Annotated in this window: 16 protein-coding genes and 1 pseudogene; 2 read left to right on the forward strand and 15 right to left on the reverse strand. The window is 71.1% G+C overall.

Going from position 1 to position 20,703, the window contains the following annotated elements:
- Positions 1-343: 343 nt before the first annotated feature.
- The 12 genes and pseudogenes from glmS to ACIQ7D_RS09610 form a co-directional block, all read right to left on the reverse strand.
- Positions 344-2,173: a glutamine--fructose-6-phosphate transaminase (isomerizing) gene (glmS, locus tag ACIQ7D_RS09555; protein WP_403935536.1), complete on the reverse strand. Its 1,830-nt coding sequence runs from the start codon at positions 2,171-2,173 to the stop codon at positions 344-346.
- 69 nt (positions 2,174-2,242) lie between these two features.
- Positions 2,243-2,518: a hypothetical protein gene (locus ACIQ7D_RS09560; RefSeq protein WP_329826955.1), complete on the reverse strand. Its 276-nt coding sequence runs from the start codon at positions 2,516-2,518 to the stop codon at positions 2,243-2,245.
- Between the two features lie 136 nt (positions 2,519-2,654).
- On the reverse strand, positions 2,655-3,590 hold the full coding sequence (locus tag ACIQ7D_RS09565) for a DUF4429 domain-containing protein (RefSeq protein WP_403935538.1): 936 nt from the start codon (positions 3,588-3,590) through the stop codon (positions 2,655-2,657).
- A 108-nt stretch (positions 3,591-3,698) separates the two neighbouring features.
- Entirely contained in the window at positions 3,699-5,480 is a 1,782-nt protein-coding gene (locus ACIQ7D_RS09570) for an IucA/IucC family protein (protein WP_403935540.1), read from the reverse strand.
- Between the two features lie 149 nt (positions 5,481-5,629).
- A pseudogene (locus ACIQ7D_RS09575) lies at positions 5,630-6,205 on the reverse strand (GNAT family N-acetyltransferase); the annotation flags it as partial.
- Complete coding sequence (locus ACIQ7D_RS09580; protein WP_403935542.1) at positions 6,202-7,509, reverse strand: lysine N(6)-hydroxylase/L-ornithine N(5)-oxygenase family protein; 1,308 nt, start codon at positions 7,507-7,509, stop codon at positions 6,202-6,204. The pseudogene ACIQ7D_RS09575 and the gene ACIQ7D_RS09580, both read right to left, overlap by 4 nt.
- Positions 7,493-8,935 carry a pyridoxal phosphate-dependent decarboxylase family protein gene (locus ACIQ7D_RS09585; protein WP_403935544.1) on the reverse strand — a complete coding sequence of 481 codons (1,443 nt, stop codon included), beginning with the start codon at positions 8,933-8,935 and terminating at the stop codon, positions 7,493-7,495. Before ACIQ7D_RS09585 ends, ACIQ7D_RS09580 begins: the two co-directional genes overlap by 17 nt.
- Before the next feature lie 238 nt (positions 8,936-9,173).
- Positions 9,174-10,028 carry a siderophore-interacting protein gene (locus tag ACIQ7D_RS09590; RefSeq protein WP_403935546.1) on the reverse strand — a complete coding sequence of 285 codons (855 nt, stop codon included), beginning with the start codon at positions 10,026-10,028 and terminating at the stop codon, positions 9,174-9,176.
- 232 nt (positions 10,029-10,260) lie between these two features.
- A complete protein-coding gene (locus ACIQ7D_RS09595; RefSeq protein ID WP_403935548.1) occupies positions 10,261-11,421 on the reverse strand; it encodes an acyl-CoA dehydrogenase family protein in 1,161 nt (386 codons plus the stop codon).
- A 4-nt stretch (positions 11,422-11,425) separates the two neighbouring features.
- On the reverse strand, positions 11,426-12,412 hold the full coding sequence (locus ACIQ7D_RS09600) for a hydroxymethylglutaryl-CoA lyase (protein WP_403935550.1): 987 nt from the start codon (positions 12,410-12,412) through the stop codon (positions 11,426-11,428).
- Positions 12,409-14,517: a biotin carboxylase N-terminal domain-containing protein gene (locus ACIQ7D_RS09605; RefSeq protein ID WP_403935552.1), complete on the reverse strand. Its 2,109-nt coding sequence runs from the start codon at positions 14,515-14,517 to the stop codon at positions 12,409-12,411. Before ACIQ7D_RS09605 ends, ACIQ7D_RS09600 begins: the two co-directional genes overlap by 4 nt.
- Positions 14,518-14,545: 28 nt before the next feature.
- The gene (locus tag ACIQ7D_RS09610; protein ID WP_403936078.1) at positions 14,546-16,147 is read right to left on the reverse strand and encodes a carboxyl transferase domain-containing protein; all 1,602 of its coding nucleotides are present in this window, start codon (positions 16,145-16,147) and stop codon (positions 14,546-14,548) included.
- A gap of 205 nt (positions 16,148-16,352) precedes the next feature.
- Here ACIQ7D_RS09610 and ACIQ7D_RS09615 point away from each other — a divergent pair, with 205 nt between their 5' ends.
- Positions 16,353-17,012 carry a TetR/AcrR family transcriptional regulator gene (locus tag ACIQ7D_RS09615; RefSeq protein WP_403935554.1) on the forward strand — a complete coding sequence of 220 codons (660 nt, stop codon included), beginning with the start codon at positions 16,353-16,355 and terminating at the stop codon, positions 17,010-17,012.
- On the opposite strand, the gene ACIQ7D_RS09620 is transcribed toward ACIQ7D_RS09615, so the two are convergent.
- Positions 16,999-17,484, reverse strand: coding sequence for a peroxiredoxin (locus ACIQ7D_RS09620; protein ID WP_403935556.1), 486 nt, complete (start codon positions 17,482-17,484; stop codon positions 16,999-17,001). The genes ACIQ7D_RS09615 and ACIQ7D_RS09620 overlap by 14 nt on opposite strands.
- 215 nt (positions 17,485-17,699) lie before the next feature.
- Here ACIQ7D_RS09620 and ACIQ7D_RS09625 point away from each other — a divergent pair, with 215 nt between their 5' ends.
- Entirely contained in the window at positions 17,700-18,479 is a 780-nt protein-coding gene (locus tag ACIQ7D_RS09625) for a phosphatase (protein ID WP_403935558.1), read from the forward strand.
- Positions 18,480-18,550: 71 nt separating this feature from the next.
- On the opposite strand, the gene tesB is transcribed toward ACIQ7D_RS09625, so the two are convergent.
- Positions 18,551-19,483 carry an acyl-CoA thioesterase II gene (gene tesB / locus ACIQ7D_RS09630; protein WP_403935560.1) on the reverse strand — a complete coding sequence of 311 codons (933 nt, stop codon included), beginning with the start codon at positions 19,481-19,483 and terminating at the stop codon, positions 18,551-18,553.
- A 9-nt stretch (positions 19,484-19,492) separates the two neighbouring features.
- Entirely contained in the window at positions 19,493-20,650 is a 1,158-nt protein-coding gene (locus tag ACIQ7D_RS09635; protein WP_403935562.1) for an acyl-CoA dehydrogenase family protein, read from the reverse strand.
- Positions 20,651-20,703: the final 53 nt, after the last annotated feature.

Here is a 20,703-nt window from a genome sequence, read left to right on the forward strand (position 1 = left end):
GCGCTCGCTCCGTCTCGGCGCATTGAACGGTCCTTCGGATGCCGAGCGCAGCCGCAAGGCGGAGGAGGGAAGCGACGCGGGAGCGTCGGTTCCCCCGACATCGCCGTCAACGCCGCGGATGTGCGTGCATGGCACCTCCCCGCAGACGGGACTTCGGAATGACTCGTCTAGAGCGGGGGCCAACCGGGCCCGCGACGGTCGCCGTGGCCGCGGGCCGGTGCCCGGGCAAGCACCGGCCCCTTCGGAGAGCGCCCTCAGTGTGACGGGTGGCACGCGCTGGGGGCGCTCTCACCGCTCTCACCGCCGCCGGACGCCGCCCACACCCCTTGCCGCCGCCCGCCCGCTACTCGACCGTGACCGACTTCGCGAGGTTGCGCGGCTTGTCGATGTCCCGGCCCAGCGCCAGCGCCGTGTGGTACGCCAGCAACTGGAGCGGGATGCCCATCAGGATCGGGTCCAGCTCCGTCTCGTTCTTCGGCACCACGATGGTGTGGTCGGCCTTCTCCTGCTCCTGGTGCGCCACCGCCAGAATCGGGCCGCTGCGCGCCTTGATCTCCTCCAGCGCCGCCCTGTTCTTCTCCAGCAGATCGTCGTCCGGGACGATCGCCACCGTCGGCAGCGCCGGCTCGATCAGCGCGAGCGGACCGTGCTTCAGCTCGGACGCCGGGTACGCCTCGGCGTGGATGTACGAGATCTCCTTCAGCTTCAGCGACGCCTCCAGCGCCACCGGGTAGCCCCGTACCCGCCCGATGAACATCATCGAGGCGGCCCCCGCGTACTCCGCGGCCAGCTTCTCGATCTCGTTCTCGGTCGCCAGGATCTCCGCGATCTGCTCGGGCAGCCGGCGCAGCCCCGCGATGATCCGCTTGCCGTCCGCCACGGACAGGTCGCGGATCCGGCCCAGGTGCAGCGCCAGCAGCGCGAACGAGACCACCGTGTTGGTGAAGCACTTGGTGGAGACCACACAGACCTCGGGCCCGGCGTGCACGTACACCCCGCCGTCCGTCTCCCGGGCGATCGCGGAACCCACGACATTGACCACGCCCAGCACCCGGGCGCCCTTGCGCTTCAGCTCCTGCACCGCCGCCAGCACGTCGTACGTCTCACCGGACTGCGACACCGCCACGTACAGCGTGTCGGGGTCCACGACCGGGTTGCGGTAGCGGAACTCGGAGGCCGGCTCGGCGTCGGCGGGGATCCGGGCCAGCTCCTCGATGAGCTGCGCCCCGATCAGGCCCGCGTGGTACGAGGTGCCACAGCCGAGGATCTTGATCCGGCGGACCCCGCGCGCCTCGCGGGCGTCCAGGTTCAGCCCACCGAGGTGCACGGTGGAGAACCGGTCGTCGATCCGGCCGCGCAGCACGCGGTCCACGGCGTCGGCCTGCTCCGAGATCTCCTTGTGCATGTACGTGTCGTGGCCGCCCATGTCGTACGACTCGGCCTCCCACTCCACCGTGGTCGGCGTGGCGGAGGTGGACGAACCCTCGGTGGTGTACGTACGGAAGTCGTCGGCCTTGAGGGTGGCCATCTCGCCGTCGTCCAGCGTCACGACCTGGCGGGTGTGCGAGACCAGCGCGGCCACGTCGGAGGCGACGAACATCTCCTTCTCGCCGATGCCCAGCACCACAGGGGAGCCGTTGCGGGCCACGACGATCCGGTCCGGGAAGTCGGCGTGCATGACGGCGATGCCGTACGTGCCCTCGACGAGCTGGAGCGCCTGGCGGACCTTCTCCTCCAGGGTGTCCGCCTGGGAGCGGGCGACCAGATGGGTGACCACCTCGGTGTCGGTCTCCGAGAGGAAGACGACACCGTCCGCCTCCAGCTTCACGCGCAGCTCGGAGGCGTTGTCGATGATGCCGTTGTGGACGAGGGCGACCTTGCCCTCGGCGTCCATGTGCGGATGCGCGTTCTCGTCGCTCGGGGCGCCGTGCGTGGCCCACCGGGTGTGCGCGATCCCGCTGGTGCCCGCGAAGCGCTTGGGGACCCGGGACTCCAGCTCACGGACGCGGCCCTTGGCCTTGACCATCTTCAGCGTGGCGGCCTTGCCCGCGGCCGGCTTGCCGGTGATCACGATGCCGGCGGAGTCGTATCCCCGGTACTCCAGTCGCTGCAGGCCCTCCAGCAGCAGTGGTGCCACATCACGCTTGCCGATGTATCCGACGATTCCGCACATACGGTCTCTGCCCCTCCTGAAGTTCTCACGGTGTGTGCCCGGACACGGTGGCAGGTGTCAGCCACGGTGTCAGCCGTAGACGATGCGGCGCAGCTGCCGGAGCGACAGCTCCGGGGGCGCCACCGCGCGGTGCGGCAGCTCGGCCGCGATCCGCTCGAAGATCTCGGCGTTGGCGGCCCCGCCGGACTGCAGTTCCCGGTGGCGGCGCCGTACGAACTCCTCGGTCGTCTCGTCGAAGTACGCCAGGACGTCGAGCACCACCCGGGCGGCCTCACCGCGCTGGAGCGCGGTGCTGCGCACGAGATGGTCGATGAGGTCGTCGTACGACGGGCGGCGTTCGAGCACTCGTCGATATTGCGGGCGCGCGTGGGTGTTTGCAACATTCCTGCCCGGAATCGGGCAGGATCCATCGAAAGTGAGAGCTGAATGAGGGAAGGACTCAGAGGGAAGCCGGGGGAGCGGGGGCGCTCCGGCCGTCTCCTCAGAGGCGTCCGAGGACGGCCCGCTTGGCGGTGGCGAACTCCTCGGCGGTGAGTATCCCCGACTGATGCAGCTCGCCCAGCTCCCGCAGCCGGCGCAGCAGCGCGTCATGATCGTCGCCGCCGCCACCCCCGGCCCCGGCCGCCTCGGCGGCTGTGACGGAGGCCTCCACCGGCCCGGCGCCCGATCCCTCCCCGACCGGGGACGGCGCCGGAGCAGGGGACGGCGCCGCGAGCGGGTGCGGCAGCCGGGCCAGCACCGCCGCGCCCACCAGCGCCATCAGCGGGTCCTTCCGGAACCCGTACAGGTCCACCGCGTGCGGGTCGTACTTCGGGGCGGCCGATGCGGCCGAGGTGCTTCCCGTCATCACGAACCGCAGGTAGCCGTTCTCCAGACCGGCGCTCGGCAGCCACTCCACCGCCGCCACGTCGTCGAGGTCGAGCGTACGGGGGCCGCCGGAGGACTTGGACTCCTCGGTCTTCCAGTTCCACTCCAGCCGGATCCGCCGCCCGTCGAAGGAGACCGTCGCGTCACCCGCGCCCACCGTGATCGGCAGGGCGGGGCCGGGCAGCAGATAGCGGTCGACGGGGCCGGGGTCCACCTGGTCCAGCAGCAGCGCCTGGCGTACCTCGTCCACCAGGTACTCGGCCACGCCGAAACGGTCCTTCTCGACGCTGAGCCGGTACGGTTCGGAGCCGTCGTCCAGCCGGCCGCCGGTGATCCGCAGCAGCGGATCGGCGCCGTCCCGCAGCCGCAGCCGCAGCCGTCCGGACTTGCGCCCCTCCTCGAAGGAGATCCCCGCCAGCGCCTCCAGCGGCATCGCGATCTCGCCGAGCGTCCTGCGGAGCAGGCTCACGCCCTTGTCCTTGCCGGGCACGATACGGACCGTGTTCCCGTCGAAGGTCCAGGTGCCGTCCTTCTGGATGATTTCCGCCATGCCGGGATTCTTCCATCAGGCATGGAGCCCGGGCGAGACGGAAACGGGCGCCGGAGGCTCTGCCAAACCTCCGGCGCCCGCATGGGCCGGTCCCGGTTTCTCCTGCCGCTATCTCGCGAACCGGGCCAGCGGGTTGGTCAGGGTGCCGACGAGCTGGAGCGCGCCCGCCGGGTCCGCGATGTCGACCATCTGCTCGTTGTTGCGGAGCTGGAGCCGGTTGAGGCAGGAGAGCGCGAACTCCTCGTCGAACAGGTCGTACTGGCGGAACCTGTCGGCCAGTTGCGGCAGCGACTCCTGGTACCCCCGGACGCACTCGGCGACCGTACGCCAGAACGTGTCCTCGTCGGGCAGTGTGCCGTCCGAGACGAGGTCCGCGCTCAGGAAGCGGAGGAAGCAGTCGAAGACATCGGTGAAGATCGACAGGACTTTCATGTCCTCGGGCACGTCCGCGCGGATCCGCTCGACCGCCGGCGGCAGCACCGCGTCCGGGTCCATCACCGCGATCTCCTCGGCGATGTCCTTGAAGACCGCCCGCTGGACGACTCCGTCCTCGATGACCAGGATGACGTTCTCGCCGTGCGGCATGAACACCAGGTCGTACGCGTAGAAGGAGTGCAGCACCGGCACCAGGTACGCGTCCAGATAGCGGCGCAGCCAGTCGGCCGGCGCCAGCCCCGACGCCGCGATCAGCGCGCCCGCGAAGGACGAGCCGTCCCGGTCGGTGTGGAGGAGGGACGCCATCGTGGCGAGCCGCTCCCCGCCCCGGAGCGAGGGCACGGGGCTCTCGCGCCAGAGCGCGGCCAGCATTTTCAGATACGGGGAGCCCTTGGCGGTGGCGGCCTCGTACTGCCGGTGGTGGTAGCCGATCGCCGCGCGCTCCCGGATGATCGAGAAGCGGGCCGCGCGCAGGGTGGCGTCGCTCTCGATCAGACCGGCGAGCCAGTCGTTGATCGCGGGCGTGGCCTCCATGTAGGCGGCGGACAGGCCGCGCATGAAGCCCATGTTGAGGACGGAGAGCGCGGTCTTGACGTAGTGCTTGGCCGGATCGGTCGTGTTGAAGAAGGTACGGATCGACTGCTGGGCCAGGTAGTCGTCCTCGCCCTCCCCGAGGCAGACGAGATGGCGCCGGCCCAGCTCGGCGGCGAAGGTGACGGAGAGTTTGTTCCACCACTGCCAGGGGTGCACGGGGATCAGGAAGTAGCCGTCCGGGTCGAGCCCCTGGTCGCGCAGGATCCCGTCGAACCGCTCCAGCGTCCCGGCGGACAGCTCCTCGCGTATCAGGGAGGAGTAGTCGAGTCCGGCGCCCGCGGTGAAGGTGGCCCGGTCGCGGCGGGCGGCGAGCCAGACGAGCCGGATCGGGGTCGCGGCCTCGGGGGCGTACGCGCGGTACTCGTCCACGCCGAAGCCGAGCCGGCCGTTGTTGGCGACGAAGCAGGGGTGGCCCTCGGTCATCCCCGTCTCGATCTCCTGGAACCCGGCGGTGGCCAGCTCCGCCGAGCTCACCGGCTTCTTGGTGAGTTTGTACGCCGTGCCCGCGAGGGTGGAGGAGATCTCCTCCAGGTAGACCGGCAGGATCGCGGCGGAGAGCCCCAGCGTCTCGCGCAGCTCGATGAAGAAGTCGAGCGCGTCCAGCGGCAGTTCGGCGTCGCCGCGGTGGCGCCGTACGGAGTCGGCGGATATCTGCCAGTGGTCGAGGGCGAACCGGCGCGCGGTGAAGCGGTACTCGGTCGCCTCGTCGTCGCTCCGTACCCGGTAGCGGTCCCCGCCGAGGGATTCGGGGGACAGGATGCGCTCGTGGGAGAACTCGGCGAGGGCTTTGCGGATGAGCAGCCGGCCGGCCTGCTCCCAGAGCTCCGGGGTGAGGTGGGCGACGCTGTCCGTGGCTTTCATCGGGTGACTCCTTGTGCTGCGTGAGCGGTCTGCTCGGCCGGGGCGGTCTGCTCGGTCTCTGCGGTCTGCTCGGTCTGCTCGGTCTGCTCGGTCCGCTCGGGTCGTCCGGTCCCTGCGGTCTGTGCGGCGTGCGCGGTCTGTGCGGCGAGCGCCGCGTGGAACATCCCGCGCGTGCAGAAGCTCAGATAGGCGCCCTTCTCCGGCTTCTCCAGTTTTTTCTCGATCCGGAAGCCGACCGCCTCGTTGAGGGCGTGTACGGCGGTGTTGCGTACGTCGGGCTCGACGACCACGCGCGCCACGGACGGGTCGTCGAAGAGCAGCGCCATCACCGTCGTGATCACGGCGCGGGTGAAGCCGTGCAGCCGCCGGGCGCCGTCGACCGGGGCGACCAGGAAGTGCATCCCGATGTCGCCGGTCTCGGCCTCGTACAGGCCCTTCAGCTCCACCTCGGCCGGGTCGTACCGCTCGATCAGGAAGGCGGGGACACCGTTGTGCAGCCCGATGAACGCGTCGTGGTTCGTGGCGGCGGCGATGCCCAGGTACTCGCGCTCCACGTCCGGCAGCGTGGCGCCCTGCATCAGCCAGAAGGCCGCTTTGGGGTGCGTGACCCAGCCGTGCAGCAGTTCGATGTCGGCGAACGGGTCGACGGCGCGTACCTCGAAGAGGCCCAGCCGCTCGTCCGTACGGGAGAACAGGATCTCCGGCTCCGCTGTGCGCCCGGTCATCGGACGGTGCCTTCCGGTGCGGCGAACTCCTGGAAGGCGATGGCCTTCTCGACCGGGTAGTACTCCCGCCCCAGCAGCTCGCCGATGATGTACGCGTTGCGGTACGGGCCCATGCCCAGGTCGGGCGAGGTGATGCTGTGGGTGTGCACGGCGGCGTTCTGGAGGAAGATCCCGCGCCCGGTCGTGTCGATGCTGTAGTTGCGGGCGACGTCGTACCGGCCGTGGCCGTCCAGCCTGATCCGGTCCGCGACCGGCTCCAGGAAGGCGGGGGCGACGTACCGGTAGCCGGTGGCGAGGACCAGGCCCTGGGTGGCGAGCGAGAAGTCCCGCTCCTGCTCCTCCTGGCGCAGCCCGAGCGTGTACGTACCATCCCCGGCTGTTTGCTCGTACGACGCCGAGGTCAGCGCGGTGTTGGCGAGCAGCCGGGTCCGCACCGGGCCCTTGAGGTTCTTCTGGTAGAGCAGATCGAAGATCTCGTTGATGAGATCCGAGTCGATGCCCTTGAACAGCCCCTTCTGCCCCGACTCCAGCCGGTAGCGGGTGGCCTCCGGCAGCGCGTGGAAGTAGTCGATGTACTCCGGGGAGGTCATCTCCAGCGTCAGTTTGGTGTATTCGAGCGGGAAGAAGCGCGGCGACCGGGTGATCCAGTTGAGCTGGTAGCCGTGCGTGTCGATGTCGGAGAGCAGGTCGTGGTAGATCTCCGCCGCGCTCTGCCCGCTGCCGACCAGGGTGATGGACTCCTTCTTCTGGAGCTCCGCCTTGCCTTGCAGATAGCGGGAGTTGTGCAGGAAGTCACCGCCGAGCCCCTGGCAGGACTCCGGGACGTACGGCGGGGTCCCGGTGCCGAACACCAGCCGCCGGGCACGGTACGACTCGTCCGCGGTGCGGACCACGTACAGCTCGCTCTCCTCCTCGTACGAGACGGAGGTCACCGTACGGTTGAAGCGCACGCTGGAGAGTTTGGCGGCGGCCCAGCGGCAGTAGTCGTTGTACTCGGTCCGCAGCGGATAGAAGTTCTCGCGGATGTAGAACGAGTACAGCCGTCCGGACTCCTTCAGGTAGTTGAGGAAGGAGTACGGCGAGGTCGGGTCGGCCAGCGTGACCAGGTCCGACAGGAACGGCGTCTGGAGATGGGCGCCTTCGAGGAACATCCCCGAGTGCCACTCGAAGTCGGGTTTCGACTCCAGGAAGACGCCGTCGAGTTCGTCGATCGGCTCGGTCAGGCAGGCGAGTCCCAGGTTGAAGGGGCCGAGCCCGATGCCGACGAAGTCGTACGGCGCGCTGCGCTCAGGAAGCGTGGACAAGGTTCTCTCCCAGGTACTGCTCGGCGTGGCCGGAGATCAGATCGAGGACGGCGGCGATGTCGCGCACGGTGGTCTCAGGGTTGAGCAGGGTGAACTTCAGGTACTGGCGTCCGCCCACGGTCGTCCCGGCGACCACGGCCTCACCGGAGGCGAAGAGCGCTTTGCGGGCGTGCAGGTTGGCGCGGTCGATCTCGGTGGGGCTGGTGATGTGCTCGGGGATGTAGCGGAAGACGAGCGTGGAGAGCTGGGGCTCCACGACGACGTCGTACCGCGGGTCGGCGGCGAGGAGCTGCCATCCCTCGGCGGCCAGGTCGCAGACCTCGTCGAAGAGTTCCCCGATACCGTCGGCGCCCATGACGCGCAGGGTCATCCACAGTTTGAGGGCGTCGAAGCGGCGCGTGGTCTGGAGGGACTTGTCGACCTGGTTGGGGATCCGCTCCTCGACCGTCCGGCGCGGGTTCAGATAGTCCGCGTGGTACGTGGCGTGGCGCAGGGTGGCGCCGTCCCGTACCAGCACGGCCGACGAACTCACCGGCTGGAAGAAGGACTTGTGGTAGTCGACGGTGACGGAGTCGGCGTGCTCGATGCCGGTCAGGAGCGGGCGCCGGGTGAGGGAGGTCAGCAGCCCGCAGCCGTAGGCCGCGTCGACGTGCATCCAGGTGTCGTACTGCTCGCAGAGCGCGGCGATCTCGGGCAGCGGGTCGATGGAGCCGAAGTCGGTGGTGCCCGCGGTCGCGACGACGGCCATCGGGGTCAGCCCCTCGGCGCGGCACCGCTCCAGCTCGGCGGCGAGGGCCACGGTCTGCATGCGCTTGTCGCGGTCGCAGGGGATGGAGACCACGGCGTTCGGGCCGAGCCCGAGCAGGGTGGCCGACTTCTGCACGCTGAAGTGGCTGCACTCGGAGGCGAAGACGCGCAGTTTCGTCAGCTCGTCGGCTTTGGCCTCCTCGCGGGCGAAGAGCAGCGCCTGGAGGTTGGACTGGGTGCCGCCGCTGGTGAAGACACCGTCGGCACCGGCGCCGAGCCCGATGCGCCGCGCGGTCCAGTCGATGAGCCGACGTTCGATCAGGGTGCCGCCGGCGCTCTGGTCCCAGGTGTCCAGGGACGAGTTGACGGCGGAGAGCACGGCCTCGCCGAGCACGGCGGGTATGACGACCGGGCAGTTGAGGTGCGCGAGATAGCGCGGATGGTGGAAGTAGACGGCGTCCCGCAGATAGACGCTCTCCAGCTCGTCGAGCGCGGCCGAGGTATCTCCGAGCGGCCGGTCCAGGTCGACCGCGGAGACCACCGGGCCCAGTGCGTCGGGGGTGATTCCGCTGAACGGCTTGTCCGTTGTGGCGAGTCGGTTCGCCACCCGCTCGACTCCTTCGGTCACGGAGCGCCGATAGCGGTCCGCCGTCGCGCCATTGAGCAGGTGCGCACGCATGCTGGGGTCCTCCCGGATGTGGGGGTGCGGGGGTGATGCCGATAGGCTTAGTTAGGTTAGCCTAACCTAACTTTTTCCTTCAATCCCGCATCGAACCGTCCTCGTCACGCCGCCGGCGCGACGAGGGTGTATCTGTGGTGCGTTGAGTTGTGCGGGTGTCCGCTGTCCGCGTACGCGTGGGGGCACGTGGGCGTACGGCCGGGCTGTACGTGTACGGCCGGGCTGTACGTGTACGGGGCTACGCGGCGGCCTTCCCGGCCGACTCGGCCGCGGCCGCGCGCAGTTGCTCCTCGCTCAGTCCGAGCCGCCAGTAGCCGACGAAGGTCACCCGGCGCCGGTCGACACCCCGTTCGTGTACGAGATGGCGGCGCAGCGCCTTGACCGTGCCCGATTCCCCGGCGATCCACGCGTACGGGGCGCTCCCGCGCGGCTCGAAGGCGCGTACGGCCTCCAGCGCGGACGGCGCGCCCTCGTCCCGTACCAGCCAGGTGATCCTGGCGTCGGCGGCGGTGGGCAGCGGCTGCCGGTCGGCGGCGTGCGGCACATCGATCCAGACGTCGGCCCTCAGGCCCGCGGGCAGCCACTCCAGGATCGCCGACGCGGCGGGCAGTGCCGTCTCGTCGGCCCAGATCAGTATGGAGTCGGAGTCGGCAGGCGGCCGGAACCGCACCGCCGTGTTGTCCGCCACGGCGGGGCCCAGCACCAGCGCCCGGTCACCGGGCGAGGCCCGGCCCGCCCAGCGGCAGGCGGGGCCGCCGTCGGGGTGGAGCGCGAAGTCGATGTCGACCTCGTCCGGGTCGCGGCGCTGCTCCCGCAGGGTGTACGAGCGCATCACGGCCCGTATGTCGTCGGGCAGCGCGCGCCAGGCCGTCCACCAGCCCTCGCCCTCCTCCACCGGCACGACGGGCGCGGCCTGGCCCGGGTGCGGAAGGAAGAGCGACAGGCTCTGGTCGCGGCCCCCGGCGGCGAAGCCGGCGAGATCGCCGTCGCTCCGGCCGCCGAAGGTGACGCGGACCAGGGACGGGCTGAGGCGCCGCACCCGTACGACCTGGAGGGGGAAGAAACGGAACGGGGCTGTCTCGGCCGTCTTCATGGAGGTCAGCCGGCCTTCCTCGCGGTTTCGGTTGCCTTGGCCGGACCGGAGTCTGTGGGCATGACGGTCTCCATCCCTGGGCGCTGGGTACGGCCTGTCACGGACAGGTTGCTCATTCGAAGGTAGGTTAGCCTAACCTCACCGAGTATCCCAGGGTGCGTCCGGCACCCGGACGCGGAAGAACAGGGGCCGGTCGACCGGCCCCCCGCCGAGCGGGCCCCGCCGACCGGCCCTAGTCGGGCAGGCCCAGCTCCCGGGCGATGAGCATCCGTTGGACCTCGCTGGTCCCCTCGCCGATCTCCAGGATCTTGGAGTCGCGCCACATCCGGGCCACCGGATACTCGTTCATGAACCCGTAACCGCCATGGATCTGGGTGGCGTCACGGGCGTTGTCCACGGCGACCGTCGACGAGTACAGCTTCGCGATCGCCGCCTCCTTCTTGAACGGCTCTCCGCGCGTCAGCCGCGAGGCCGCGTCCCGCCAGCCGATCCGCGCCATGTGCGCGCGTGTCTCCATGTCCGCGATCTTGAACTGGATCGCCTGGTTGGCGCCGATCGGCCGGCCGAACGCGTGCCGCTCCCCGGCGTACGCCACCGACTCGTCCACACACCCCTGGGCGAGCCCCGTCGCCAGCGCGGAGATCGCGACCCGGCCCTCGTCCAGGATCCGCAGGAACTGGGCGTACCCGCGGCCCTCCTCGCCCAGCAGATTCGCCAGCGGGACCCGTACGTCGGAGAAGGACAGCTCGCGGGTGTCCGACGCGTTCCACCCGACCTTCGAGTACGGGGCGGCGACGGTGAAGCCCGGGGTGCCGGACGGGACGATGATCGAGGAGATCTCCGGACGTCCGTCCGCCTTGCGGCCGGTGACGGCGGTGACGGTCACCAGGCCCGTGATGTCCGTGCCCGAGTTGGTGATGAAGCACTTGGTGCCGTTGATCACCCAGGTCTCGCCGTCGCGCACCGCCGTGGTGCGCGTACCCCCCGCGTCGGAACCGCAGTCGGGCTCGGTCAGCCCGAACGCGCCCAGCATCTCGCCCGAACAGAGCCGGGGCAGCCACGCGAGCTTCTGCTCCTCCGTGCCGAACCGGTACACCGGCATGGCGCCCAGCGACACCCCGGCCTCCAGGGTGATCGCCACCGACGAGTCGACGCGCGCCAGTTCCTCCAGCGCGATCCCGAGCGCGAGATAGTCGCCGCCCATACCGCCGTACTCCTCCGGGAACGGCAGCCCGAACAGCCCCATCCGCCCCATCTCGCGGACGATCTCGTACGGGAACTCGTGCCGCTCGTAGAAGTCGCCGATCTTGGGCGCGACCACCTCGCGGGCGAACTCCTCGACAGTGCGCCGCAGTTCTTCGTGCTCGGTGGAGAGGCGGTGGTCCAGGGACATCGGGTCACTCCTTGGGGGACTGGGCCGTGGCGGACCGGGCCGTGTCGGACGCCGTCCGGCCGGACAGCGCGCGGACGGTACGGGAGGGGCTGGGGCGGCCCAGCTCCCCGGCCAGCCAGACGCTGGTGGCGGTGAGCCGGCCGAGGTCGACACCGGTCTCCACCCCGAGGCCGTCGAGCATCCACACCAGGTCCTCGGTGGCGAGATTCCCGGTGGCGCTCCTGGCGAACGGGCAGCCGCCCAGGCCGCCCGCCGACGCGTCCACCGTCGTCACGCCGTGCTGGAGCGCGGCGAGGGTGTTGGCGAGCGCCTGGCCGTAGGTGTCGTGGAAGTGCACGGCGAGGGCGCTGGTCTCCACGCCCTCCTCGTTCAACTCGGCCAGCAGGGCCTGGACATGACCGGGGGTGGCCACCCCGATGGTGTCGCCGAGGCTCAGCTCGTCGCACCCCAGGTCCCGGAGCGCCTTGGCGACGGCGACGACCTGATGGATCGGGACGGGCCCCTCCCACGGGTCGCCGAAGCACATGGAGAGATAGCCGCGCACCCACATCCGCTCCTCACGGGCGCGGGCGACGACCGGCGCGAACATGGCGAGCGATTCGTCCACGGTCCGGTTCAGATTGGCCTTGGCGAAGGACTCCGTGGCGCTGGCGAACACGGCGACCCGGCGGGCCCCGAGCGCCAGCGCGCGGTCCAGGCCGCGTCCGTTCGGCACGAGGACCGGGAGCGCCACCTCGGCCGGGAGATCCGCCAGCAGCGGGAAGAGCGCCTCGGCGTCGGCCAGTTGGGGCACCCACTCCGGGTGGACGAAGCTGGTGGCCTCGATGGTGGTCAGCCCGGCGTGCGCGAGCCGGTGGATGAACTCGGCCTTCACCTCGGTAGGTACGACGTTCTTCTCGTTCTGGAGCCCGTCCCGCGCGCCCACCTCGTGGATACGGGCCCGGGGCGGCAGCCCCTGCGCGGGAACGGCCATGGGCAGCTCGTCGGTCATGACTCCTCCTGTACGCCGGACGCGGGTACGCCGGATGCCTGGGCGTCGGATGCGGGTACGCCGGGCGCCTCCGCGCCGGGCGCCGGTACGGCGGACGTCGCTACGCCGGACGGCTCGGGGACCGGCTCCCGGGGCGGCCCGGCCGGGGTGACGACGGCCAGCACCTGGTCCATGGCGACCGTGGCGCCGGGGGTGACCTCCAGTTCGGCGACCGTCCCGTCGTGCGGGGCGGAGATGACGTGCTCCATCTTCATCGCCTCCACGACCAGCAGGCTCTGCCCCGCCACGACCGGGTCACCGACACCCACCTTCACGACGGTGACCGTCCCCGGCATCGGCGCGGTCAGCGCGTCCACGCCGCCCGCCGCCCCGGCGCCCCGCAGCGCCGCCTCCACCGGGTCGAAGTCCTGTACGTGCCAGCTCTCGCCGTCCCTGCCGAGCCATCGCCCCGCCCGGTGGAAGGTGTGGGTCACGCCGTTTAGGGTGACGGTGACGCGACCGGGCTCGACCCGGAACACGTCCGAGGGCGACACCTCGTACGTCACCGGGTCCTGTCCCGCGATGCGCAGCGCGTGCCGTACGGGCGCGGGGGCGCCGCCCAGCCGCCAGCCGCTCGGCACGGAGAAGGGGTCCACCCACCCGGCGGCCCCTCCGGGCCCCGTCGCCGCGGAGGGCTCCAGCTCCGCCTGGCGGACGGCCGCCGCCGCCGCGTACACCTCCGGCGCCACGCCGTCCGGCACCAGGCCGGCCATCTCGCGCTCCACCAGTCCCGTGTCCAGCTCGCCCGCGACCACCGCCGGATGGGCCAGCAGCCGGCGCAGGAACCCGGCGTTCGTCGGGACCCCGAGCGTGACCGTGTCCGCGAGGGCCGCCCGCAGGGTGCGCAGCGCGGTGGCCCGGTCCGGGCCGTGGGCGACCACCTTCGACAGCATCGGGTCGTACGTACTGCCGACCTCCGTGCCGACCGCCAGGCCCGAGTCCGTCCGTACGCCACCGCCCTGGGGCTCGCGCAGCGCCAGCACCGTACCCCCGGAGGGCAGGAAGCCCCGGCTGCCCTCCTTCACGGAGACCGTCTCCGCGTAGATCCGGGCCTCCACCGCGTGCCCGGTGAAGGTGATGTCCTCCTGGGTGAGCGGAAGTTCCTCCCCGGCGGCCACCCGGAGCTGCCACTCCACCAGATCGAGGCCGGTGATCAGCTCCGTGACCGGATGCTCGACCTGGAGGCGGGTGTTCATCTCCATGAAGAAGTACGACGCCGGGTCGTCGCCCGGGACGATGAACTCGACCGTCCCCGCACCCGTGTAGCCGCACGAGCGAGCCGCGCGGACCGCCGCCTCGCCCATCGCCGCGCGCGTCGCCCCGTCCAGCAGCACGGACGGCGCCTCCTCCACCACCTTCTGGTGGCGGCGCTGGAGCGAGCACTCGCGCTCGCCGAGATGCACCACGTTCCCGTACGTGTCGCCGAGGACCTGGATCTCGATATGGCGCGGCCGGTCCACCCACCGCTCCAGCAGCAGCGTGTCGTCCCCGAAGGAGGAGCGTGCTTCGCGCCGCGCCGCCGCGATCTCCTCGGCGAGCGCCGCCTCCGCGCGCACCAGCCGCATGCCCTTGCCGCCGCCGCCCGCCGACGGTTTCAGCAGCACCGGCATTCCGATCAGGGCCGCCGCCTCGGTCAGCTGGGCGTCCGTCAGCCCGCTGCCCGAGGAGCCGGGCACCACCGGGACGCCCGCCGCCCGTACCGTCTCCTTCGCCCGGATCTTGTCGCCCATCAGCTCGATCGCGGCGGCCGGCGGCCCGATGAAGACCAGCCCCGCGTCCGCGCAGGCCCGCGCGAACGCCGCGTTCTCCGAGAGGAAGCCGTACCCCGGGTGGACCGCCCGCGCCCCTGTACGCGCCGCCGCGTCGAGCAGCCGGTCGGCGCGGAGATAGCTCTCCGAGGCCGCCGCCGGCCCGATCCGTACCGCCGTGTCCGCCTCGCGCACATGACGGGCGTCCGCGTCCGCGTCGCTGAACACCGCGACCGAGCGCACGCCGAGGGCGCGCAGCGTACGGATGACGCGCACCGCGATCTCGCCGCGATTGGCCACCAGGACCGTGTCGAACATTGCCGCTCCCACCCTCACCCTCGCCCTCTCACATCCGGAAGACGCCGAAGCCCGCTTCATTGAGCGGGGCGTTGGCACACGCGGTCAGGGCGAGACCCACCACCTGGCGGGTCTCCAGCGGGTCGATCACACCGTCGTCCCAGAGGCGCGCCGTCGCGTAGTAGGCGTTGCCCTGCGTCTCGTACTGCGCGCGGATCGGATCCTTGAACGCCTCCTCGTCCTCGGCGCCCCACTCCTCGCCGCGCCCCTCGATCTGGTCCCGCTTGACCGTCGCGAGAACGGAGGCGGCCTGCTCACCGCCCATCACGGAGATCTTGGCGTTGGGCCACATCCACAGGAAGCGGGGGGAGTAGGCCCGGCCGCACATCGAGTAGTTGCCCGCCCCGTACGATCCGCCGACCACGACCGTCAGCTTCGGGACCCGCGCGCAGGCCACCGCCGTCACCATCTTCGCGCCGTGCTTGGCGATCCCGCCCGCCTCGTAGTCCCGGCCGACCATGAAGCCGGAGATGTTCTGGAGGAAGAGCAGCGGAATGCCGCGCTGGTCGCACAGCTCGATGAAGTGCGCCCCCTTCTGGGCGGACTCCGAGAAGAGGATGCCGTTGTTGGCGATGATCCCGACCGGATGACCGTGGATGTGCGCGAACCCCGTCACCAGCGTCGTACCGAACTCGGCCTTGAACTCCGCGAACCGTGAGCCGTCCACCACCCGCGCGATCACCTCGCGCACGTCGTAGGGCGTCCGGGAATCCACCGGCACCGCGCCGTACAGCCCGGCCGGATCCACCACGGGCTCCTCGGCCGGCTCCACCGACCAGGGGAGCGCCCCGCGCGCGGGCAGCGTCGAGACGATGGTGCGCACGATCCGCAGCGCGTGCGCGTCGTCCTCCGCGAGATGGTCGGTCACCCCCGACGTACGGGAGTGGACCTCGCCGCCGCCCAGCTCCTCGGCCGTGACCACCTCGCCCGTCGCCGCCTTCACCAGCGGCGGTCCGCCCAGGAAGATCGTGCCCTGCCCGCGCACGATCACCGCCTCGTCGCTCATCGCCGGGACATACGCCCCGCCCGCCGTGCAGGAGCCGAGGACGGCGGCGATCTGCGGGATGCCGGCGCCCGACATCCTGGCCTGGTTGTAGAAGATCCGCCCGAAGTGGTCCCGGTCGGGGAAGACCTCGTCCTGGAGCGGCAGGAAGGCGCCGCCCGAGTCGACGAGATACAGGCACGGCAGCCGGTTCTCCAGGGCCACCTCCTGGGCGCGCAGATGCTTCTTCACCGTCATGGGGTAGTACGTGCCGCCCTTGACCGTGGCGTCATTGGCGACGATCACCACCTCACGGCCGCTGACCCGGCCGATCCCGGCGATCACCCCGGCGGCCGGGGCCGCCCCTCCATACATCCCCTCCGCCGCCAGCGGCGCCAGCTCCAGGAAGGGAGAGCCGGGGTCGAGGAGCGCGTCCACCCGCTCGCGCGGCAGCAGCTTCCCGCGCGCGGTGTGCCGGGCGCGGGCCTTCTCGCCGCCGCCCAGGCGCGCCGCGCCGAGCCGGGCGCGCAGCGCGTCGGCCAGCGCGCCGTGCGCCACCTCGTTGGCCTTCCAGGCCGCGGAGGCGGGGTCGGCGGAGCTGGTCAGCACGGGTGCCCGCTGCGCCGCCGGCCGCACGGCCTCGCGCACCGCCGCCCGCCCGTCCACCTGCCTCGTCGGCTGCTTCATCGCTGGTAGCTCCCTTGCTCCGGCCCGCGTCCGTCCGCCCACCTGTTCCTGCCCAGATGTTAATGAGCGTTAACCTCGCACGCTCCAGGTTAACGATCGCTAACGACCCTGTCTAGAATGATTTCCCATGAGCACCCGGACCGCCGCGCCGACCCGCCGCGAACAGATCCTCAAGCAGGCCGCGCGCCTCTTCGCCGAGCGTGGCTTCCACGGCGTGGGCGTCGACGAGATAGGGGCGGCCGTCGGTATCAGCGGACCGGGTCTGTACCGCCATTTCGCGGGCAAGGACGCCATGCTCGCCGAACTGCTGGTGGGCATCAGCGGCCGGCTGCTGGACGGCGGGCGGCTGCGGGTCCGGGAGGCCGACGGGGCGGCGGGGGAGGCGGGCGAGGGCCGGGACCCGGCCGCGCTGCTGGCCTCGCTGATCGACGGCCATATCGACTTCGCGCTGGACGACCGTCCGCTGATCACCCTCCACGACCGTGAGCTGGACCGGCTCAGGGACAGCGACCGCAAGCTGGTGCGTCAGCTCCAGCGGCAGTACGTGGAGCTGTGGGTCACGGTCGTACGGGAGCTGTACCCGCGCGTACCGGAGGCGCAGGCGCGCGGCGCCGTGCACGCCGTCTTCGGGCTGCTCAACTCGACGCCGCACCTCGGCCCGTACGGCGGCGGCCCGCCCGGCCGGGCCAGGGCGGAGGCGCTGCTGCGGCGCCTGGCGCACGGCGCCTTCGCCGCGCTGGGCGACGAGGGCGACGTACGCGAAGGGGACCGGTTCAGGCGGCCTTGAGCCCCGACAGCTCCCTGGCCAGGGTCTCCACGGGCTGGAAAGTCACCCCGAGCAGCGCGACATGCTTCCAGTGCAGCGAGCCGTCCGGCGCGATCAGGAACACCGAGCGGCGCACCCCGATCCCGGGCGCGGCCACCCCGAACGCCTTCGCGACCGACCGGTCGGTGTCGGCGAGCAGCGGAATCCGAAGATCGTACTTACGTGCGAAGGTTTCATGGCTGTCGACGTCCTGCGGGCTGACCCCCCAGACCTCGGCCCCCAGATCCGTGAACGTCTCCAGGCCGCTGGAGTACGAGCAGAGCTGCTTGGTGCAGACGGTGGTGTCGTCCCCGGGGTAGAAGGCGAGCACCAGCGGATGCCCCCGCCGCTCTTCCAGCCGGTACTCCCGCCGTACGAAGGTGTCGCCGTCGAGCACGCCGCCCGGCAGCGTGAAGGGCTCTACGGGACGGCCGATATCGGGTGAAGCTGCCACAGGGGACTCCCGGTTGAGGGTTGAGGGCCGGATGAGAGGGCCGGATGAGAGGGCCGGATGAGAGGGACGGACGTACGGACAGTGGACCACCCCTCGCGGGGCGTTCGGCACCGGGGTCCCGCCGGACCGCCCGGGGCGATCCCTCCCGGGGCGCGGGACACCCGGCGCGCCGTGCGGGCCTGACGGCACAGCGGGCCTGACGGCACAATGGGCTCATGCCGATACCGAGCCGCCCCGCCCTCGTCGACCATCTCGTCCGTACGCGCATCGCGGGCAACGTCGCGACGCCCCGCGACAACAACCTCCGCCACTACCGCAAGCTCGCCAACGGCGACCGCCACTACTGGCTGGGCCTGGAGCTGGGCGACCGCTGGACCGACGAGCAGGACGTGCTCGCCGTGATGGCAGAACGCTGCGGCGTGAACGACGACCCGCAGCACCGCGCCGGCCAGGACACCATCGACCCCGAGCTGACCGTCGACGCCCTGGAGCGGATGGCCGCGCGGCTGCGCAAGGCCGCCGACGCCCAGGAGCGCGTCCTCTTCGCGACCGGCCACCCGGGCGGGCTGCTGGACGTGCACCGGCAGACCGCCGACGCGCTGCGCGCCGCGGGCTGCGAGATCGTCACGATTCCCGCCGGGCTCACGGCGGACGAGGGCATGGTCTTCCAGTTCGCCGACGTCGCCGTGCTGGAGCGCGGCGCGACCCTGTGGCACACGCACTCGCCGGAGCCGATGCGGGCGATCCTCGACGGCCTGGAGCGCGACGGCAGACCCCAGCCGGACCTGGTGGTCGCCGACCACGGCTGGGCGGGGTGCGCGGGGCAGCGCGGTCTCGACTCGATGGGGTACGCGGACTGCAACGACCCCGCGCTCTTCCTCGGCGAGTCGGAGGGCACCCTCAGCGTCACGGTCCCGCTGGACGACCATGTCACCGACCCGCGTTTCTACGACCCGATGACTGCCTATCTGCTCGACGCGGCGGGGCTGCTCTGACGGCTGGCGCCGCCCCCGGAGCGGGACGGCCGGCTCGGAGCCTGTCCGATCGAAGGCCACCCGACAGGCTCTCAGTCGCGCGGCTCTCCGTCGCGCGGTACCCGGATCACGCCCTCCTGGATCACCGAGATCGCCAGCCTGCCGTCCTGGGTGAAGATCCGCGCCTGCCCCAGCCCGCGCCCGCCCGAGGACGACGGGGACTGCTGGTCGTACAGCAGCCACTCGTCCGCCCGGAACGGCCGGTGGAACCACATGGCGTGGTCCAGGCTCGCCCCCACCACGTCCCCGACCGTCCAGCCGCCCCGCCCGTGGGCCAGTAGCACCGAGTCGAGCAGCGTCATGTCGGAGACATAGGTCGCCAGACAGACATGCAGCAGGGGATCGTCGCTCAGCTTCCCCGTCGTACGGAACCACACCTGGGAGCGCGGCTCGCGCGGCTCTCCCACCTCGGCGTACGGCGGCGCGTCCACATAGCGCAGATCGACCGCCGCGCGCGCCTCCAGCAGCCGGTCCACCACCTCCGGGTGGACGAACCGGTCGGCGTACCGGGGCAGCAGCTCCGCACCCGTCGGCAGCGTCTCCGGATCCGGCGCCCGCGGCATCCGCGTCTGGTGCTCCAGCCCCTCCTCGTACGTCTGGAAGGAGGCCGAGAGATGGAAGACCGGCCGGCCGTGCTGGACGGCGACGACCCGCCGTGTGGTGAAGGAGCGCCCGTCCCTGATCCGGTCGACGGTGTAGACGATCGGCGCGCCGGGGTCACCCGGCCGCAGGAAGTACGCGTGCAGGGAGTGGGCCGTACGGTCGGCGGGGACCGTACGGCCCGCGGCCACCAGCGCCTGGGCGGCGACCTGGCCGCCGAAGACGCGCGGGACGACCGCGGACGCGGAGGAGCCGCGCCCGCGGAAGATGTCCCGCTCGATCCGCTCCAGGTCGAGCAGATCGAGCAGCGCGGACAGGGCGTCAGGAGCGCCGGGGGCGCCCGGGGCGTCAGGGACGTCGTTCATCGGTGTGGCTTACAGCCCCATCGACTTGGCGATGATCATCTTCATGACCTCGCTGGTGCCGCCGTAGATCCGGTTGACGCGGTTGTCCGCGTACAGGCGGGCGATCGGGTACTCGTTCATGTAGCCGTAGCCGCCGTGGAGCTGGAGGCACTTGTCGATCACGCGGTGCGCGACCTCGGTGGTGAACAGCTTCGCCGAGGCGGCCTCGGCGGCGGACAGCTCGCCCAGGTCGTGCGCCTCCAGCGCACGGTCCACGACGGCCTCCGCCGCGTCCACCTCCGCCTTGCAGGCGGCCAGCTCGAACTTGGTGTTCTGGAAGGACGCCACGCTCTTGCCGAAGACCGTACGGTCCTGCACGTACGCCTGCGCGAACCGGACCGCCGCCGCGGCCTGCGCGTACGCCCCGACCGCGATGCCCAGACGCTCCTGCGGCAGATTCTGGCCGAGGTAGGAGAAGCCCTTGTTCTCCTCGCCGAGCAGATCCCCGACCGGCACCTTCACGTCGGTGAAGGACAGCTCGGCGGTGTCCGAGGTCTTCAGGCCCAGCTTGTCGAGCTTGCGGCCGACCGCGTACCCCTCCGCCTTCGTGTCCACGACCAGCAGCGAGATCCCGTACCGCCGGTCCTCGGGCGTCGGCGCGGCGGTCCGCGCGCAGACGATGACGCGGTCCGCGTGGACGCCGCCGGTGATGAACGTCTTCGCGCCGTTGAGGACGTAGTGCGTCCCGTCCTCGGACAGCTTGGCCGTCGTCTTCATCCCGGCCAGGTCCGAGCCGGTGCCGGGCTCGGTCATGGCGATCGCGTACATCGTCCGGCCGCTGACGAAGTCGGGCAGCCACCGCTTCTTCTGCTCTTCGGTGGCGTACGCCTTCAGATACGGCAGACAGAGCGCGACATGCACGCCCGACCCTCCGAAGGAGACCCCGGCCCGGGCGCACTCCTCGGTGATGACGGCCTGGAACTTGAAGGACTCCTCACCGGCGCCGCCGTACTCCTCGGGCACCTCGATGCCGAAGATGCCCAGCTCACCCAGGGTGTAGTAGAAGTCGCGGGGCGCCTGCCCCGCCGCGTACCACTCGTCGTACACGGGAACGACCTCGGCTTCGACGAAAGCGCGTATGGTCTCCCGGAACGCCTCGTGGTCCTCGTTGTAAACGGTACGGCGCACGGGAAAACCTCCTGCGGTTCGCGACGGGCCCGAACATTCGATTAAGCGCTTGC

Source organism: Streptomyces sp. NPDC096310, assembly GCF_044763125.1.
In the GTDB taxonomy this organism is placed as follows: Bacteria; Actinomycetota; Actinomycetes; order Streptomycetales; family Streptomycetaceae; genus Streptomyces.

Bases quoted from the DNA above. Each gene is read 5' to 3' on its own strand.
- glmS (WP_403935536.1), bottom strand. From the start codon at position 2,173: ATGTGCGGAATCGTCGGATACATCGGCAAGCGTGATGTGGCACCACTG.
- ACIQ7D_RS09590 (WP_403935546.1), bottom strand. From the start codon at position 10,028: ATGAAGACGGCCGAGACAGCCCCGTTCCGTTTCTTCCCCCTCCAGGTC.
- tesB (WP_403935560.1), bottom strand. From the start codon at position 19,483: ATGAACGACGTCCCTGACGCCCCGGGCGCCCCCGGCGCTCCTGACGCC.
- ACIQ7D_RS09625 (WP_403935558.1), top strand. From the start codon at position 17,700: ATGCCGATACCGAGCCGCCCCGCCCTCGTCGACCATCTCGTCCGTACG.
- ACIQ7D_RS09615 (WP_403935554.1), top strand. From the start codon at position 16,353: ATGAGCACCCGGACCGCCGCGCCGACCCGCCGCGAACAGATCCTCAAG.
- ACIQ7D_RS09600 (WP_403935550.1), bottom strand. From the start codon at position 12,412: ATGACCGACGAGCTGCCCATGGCCGTTCCCGCGCAGGGGCTGCCGCCC.
- ACIQ7D_RS09605 (WP_403935552.1), bottom strand. From the start codon at position 14,517: ATGTTCGACACGGTCCTGGTGGCCAATCGCGGCGAGATCGCGGTGCGC.
- ACIQ7D_RS09565 (WP_403935538.1), bottom strand. From the start codon at position 3,590: ATGGCGGAAATCATCCAGAAGGACGGCACCTGGACCTTCGACGGGAAC.
- ACIQ7D_RS09585 (WP_403935544.1), bottom strand. From the start codon at position 8,935: ATGCGTGCGCACCTGCTCAATGGCGCGACGGCGGACCGCTATCGGCGC.
- ACIQ7D_RS09570 (WP_403935540.1), bottom strand. From the start codon at position 5,480: ATGAAAGCCACGGACAGCGTCGCCCACCTCACCCCGGAGCTCTGGGAG.
- ACIQ7D_RS09595 (WP_403935548.1), bottom strand. From the start codon at position 11,421: ATGTCCCTGGACCACCGCCTCTCCACCGAGCACGAAGAACTGCGGCGC.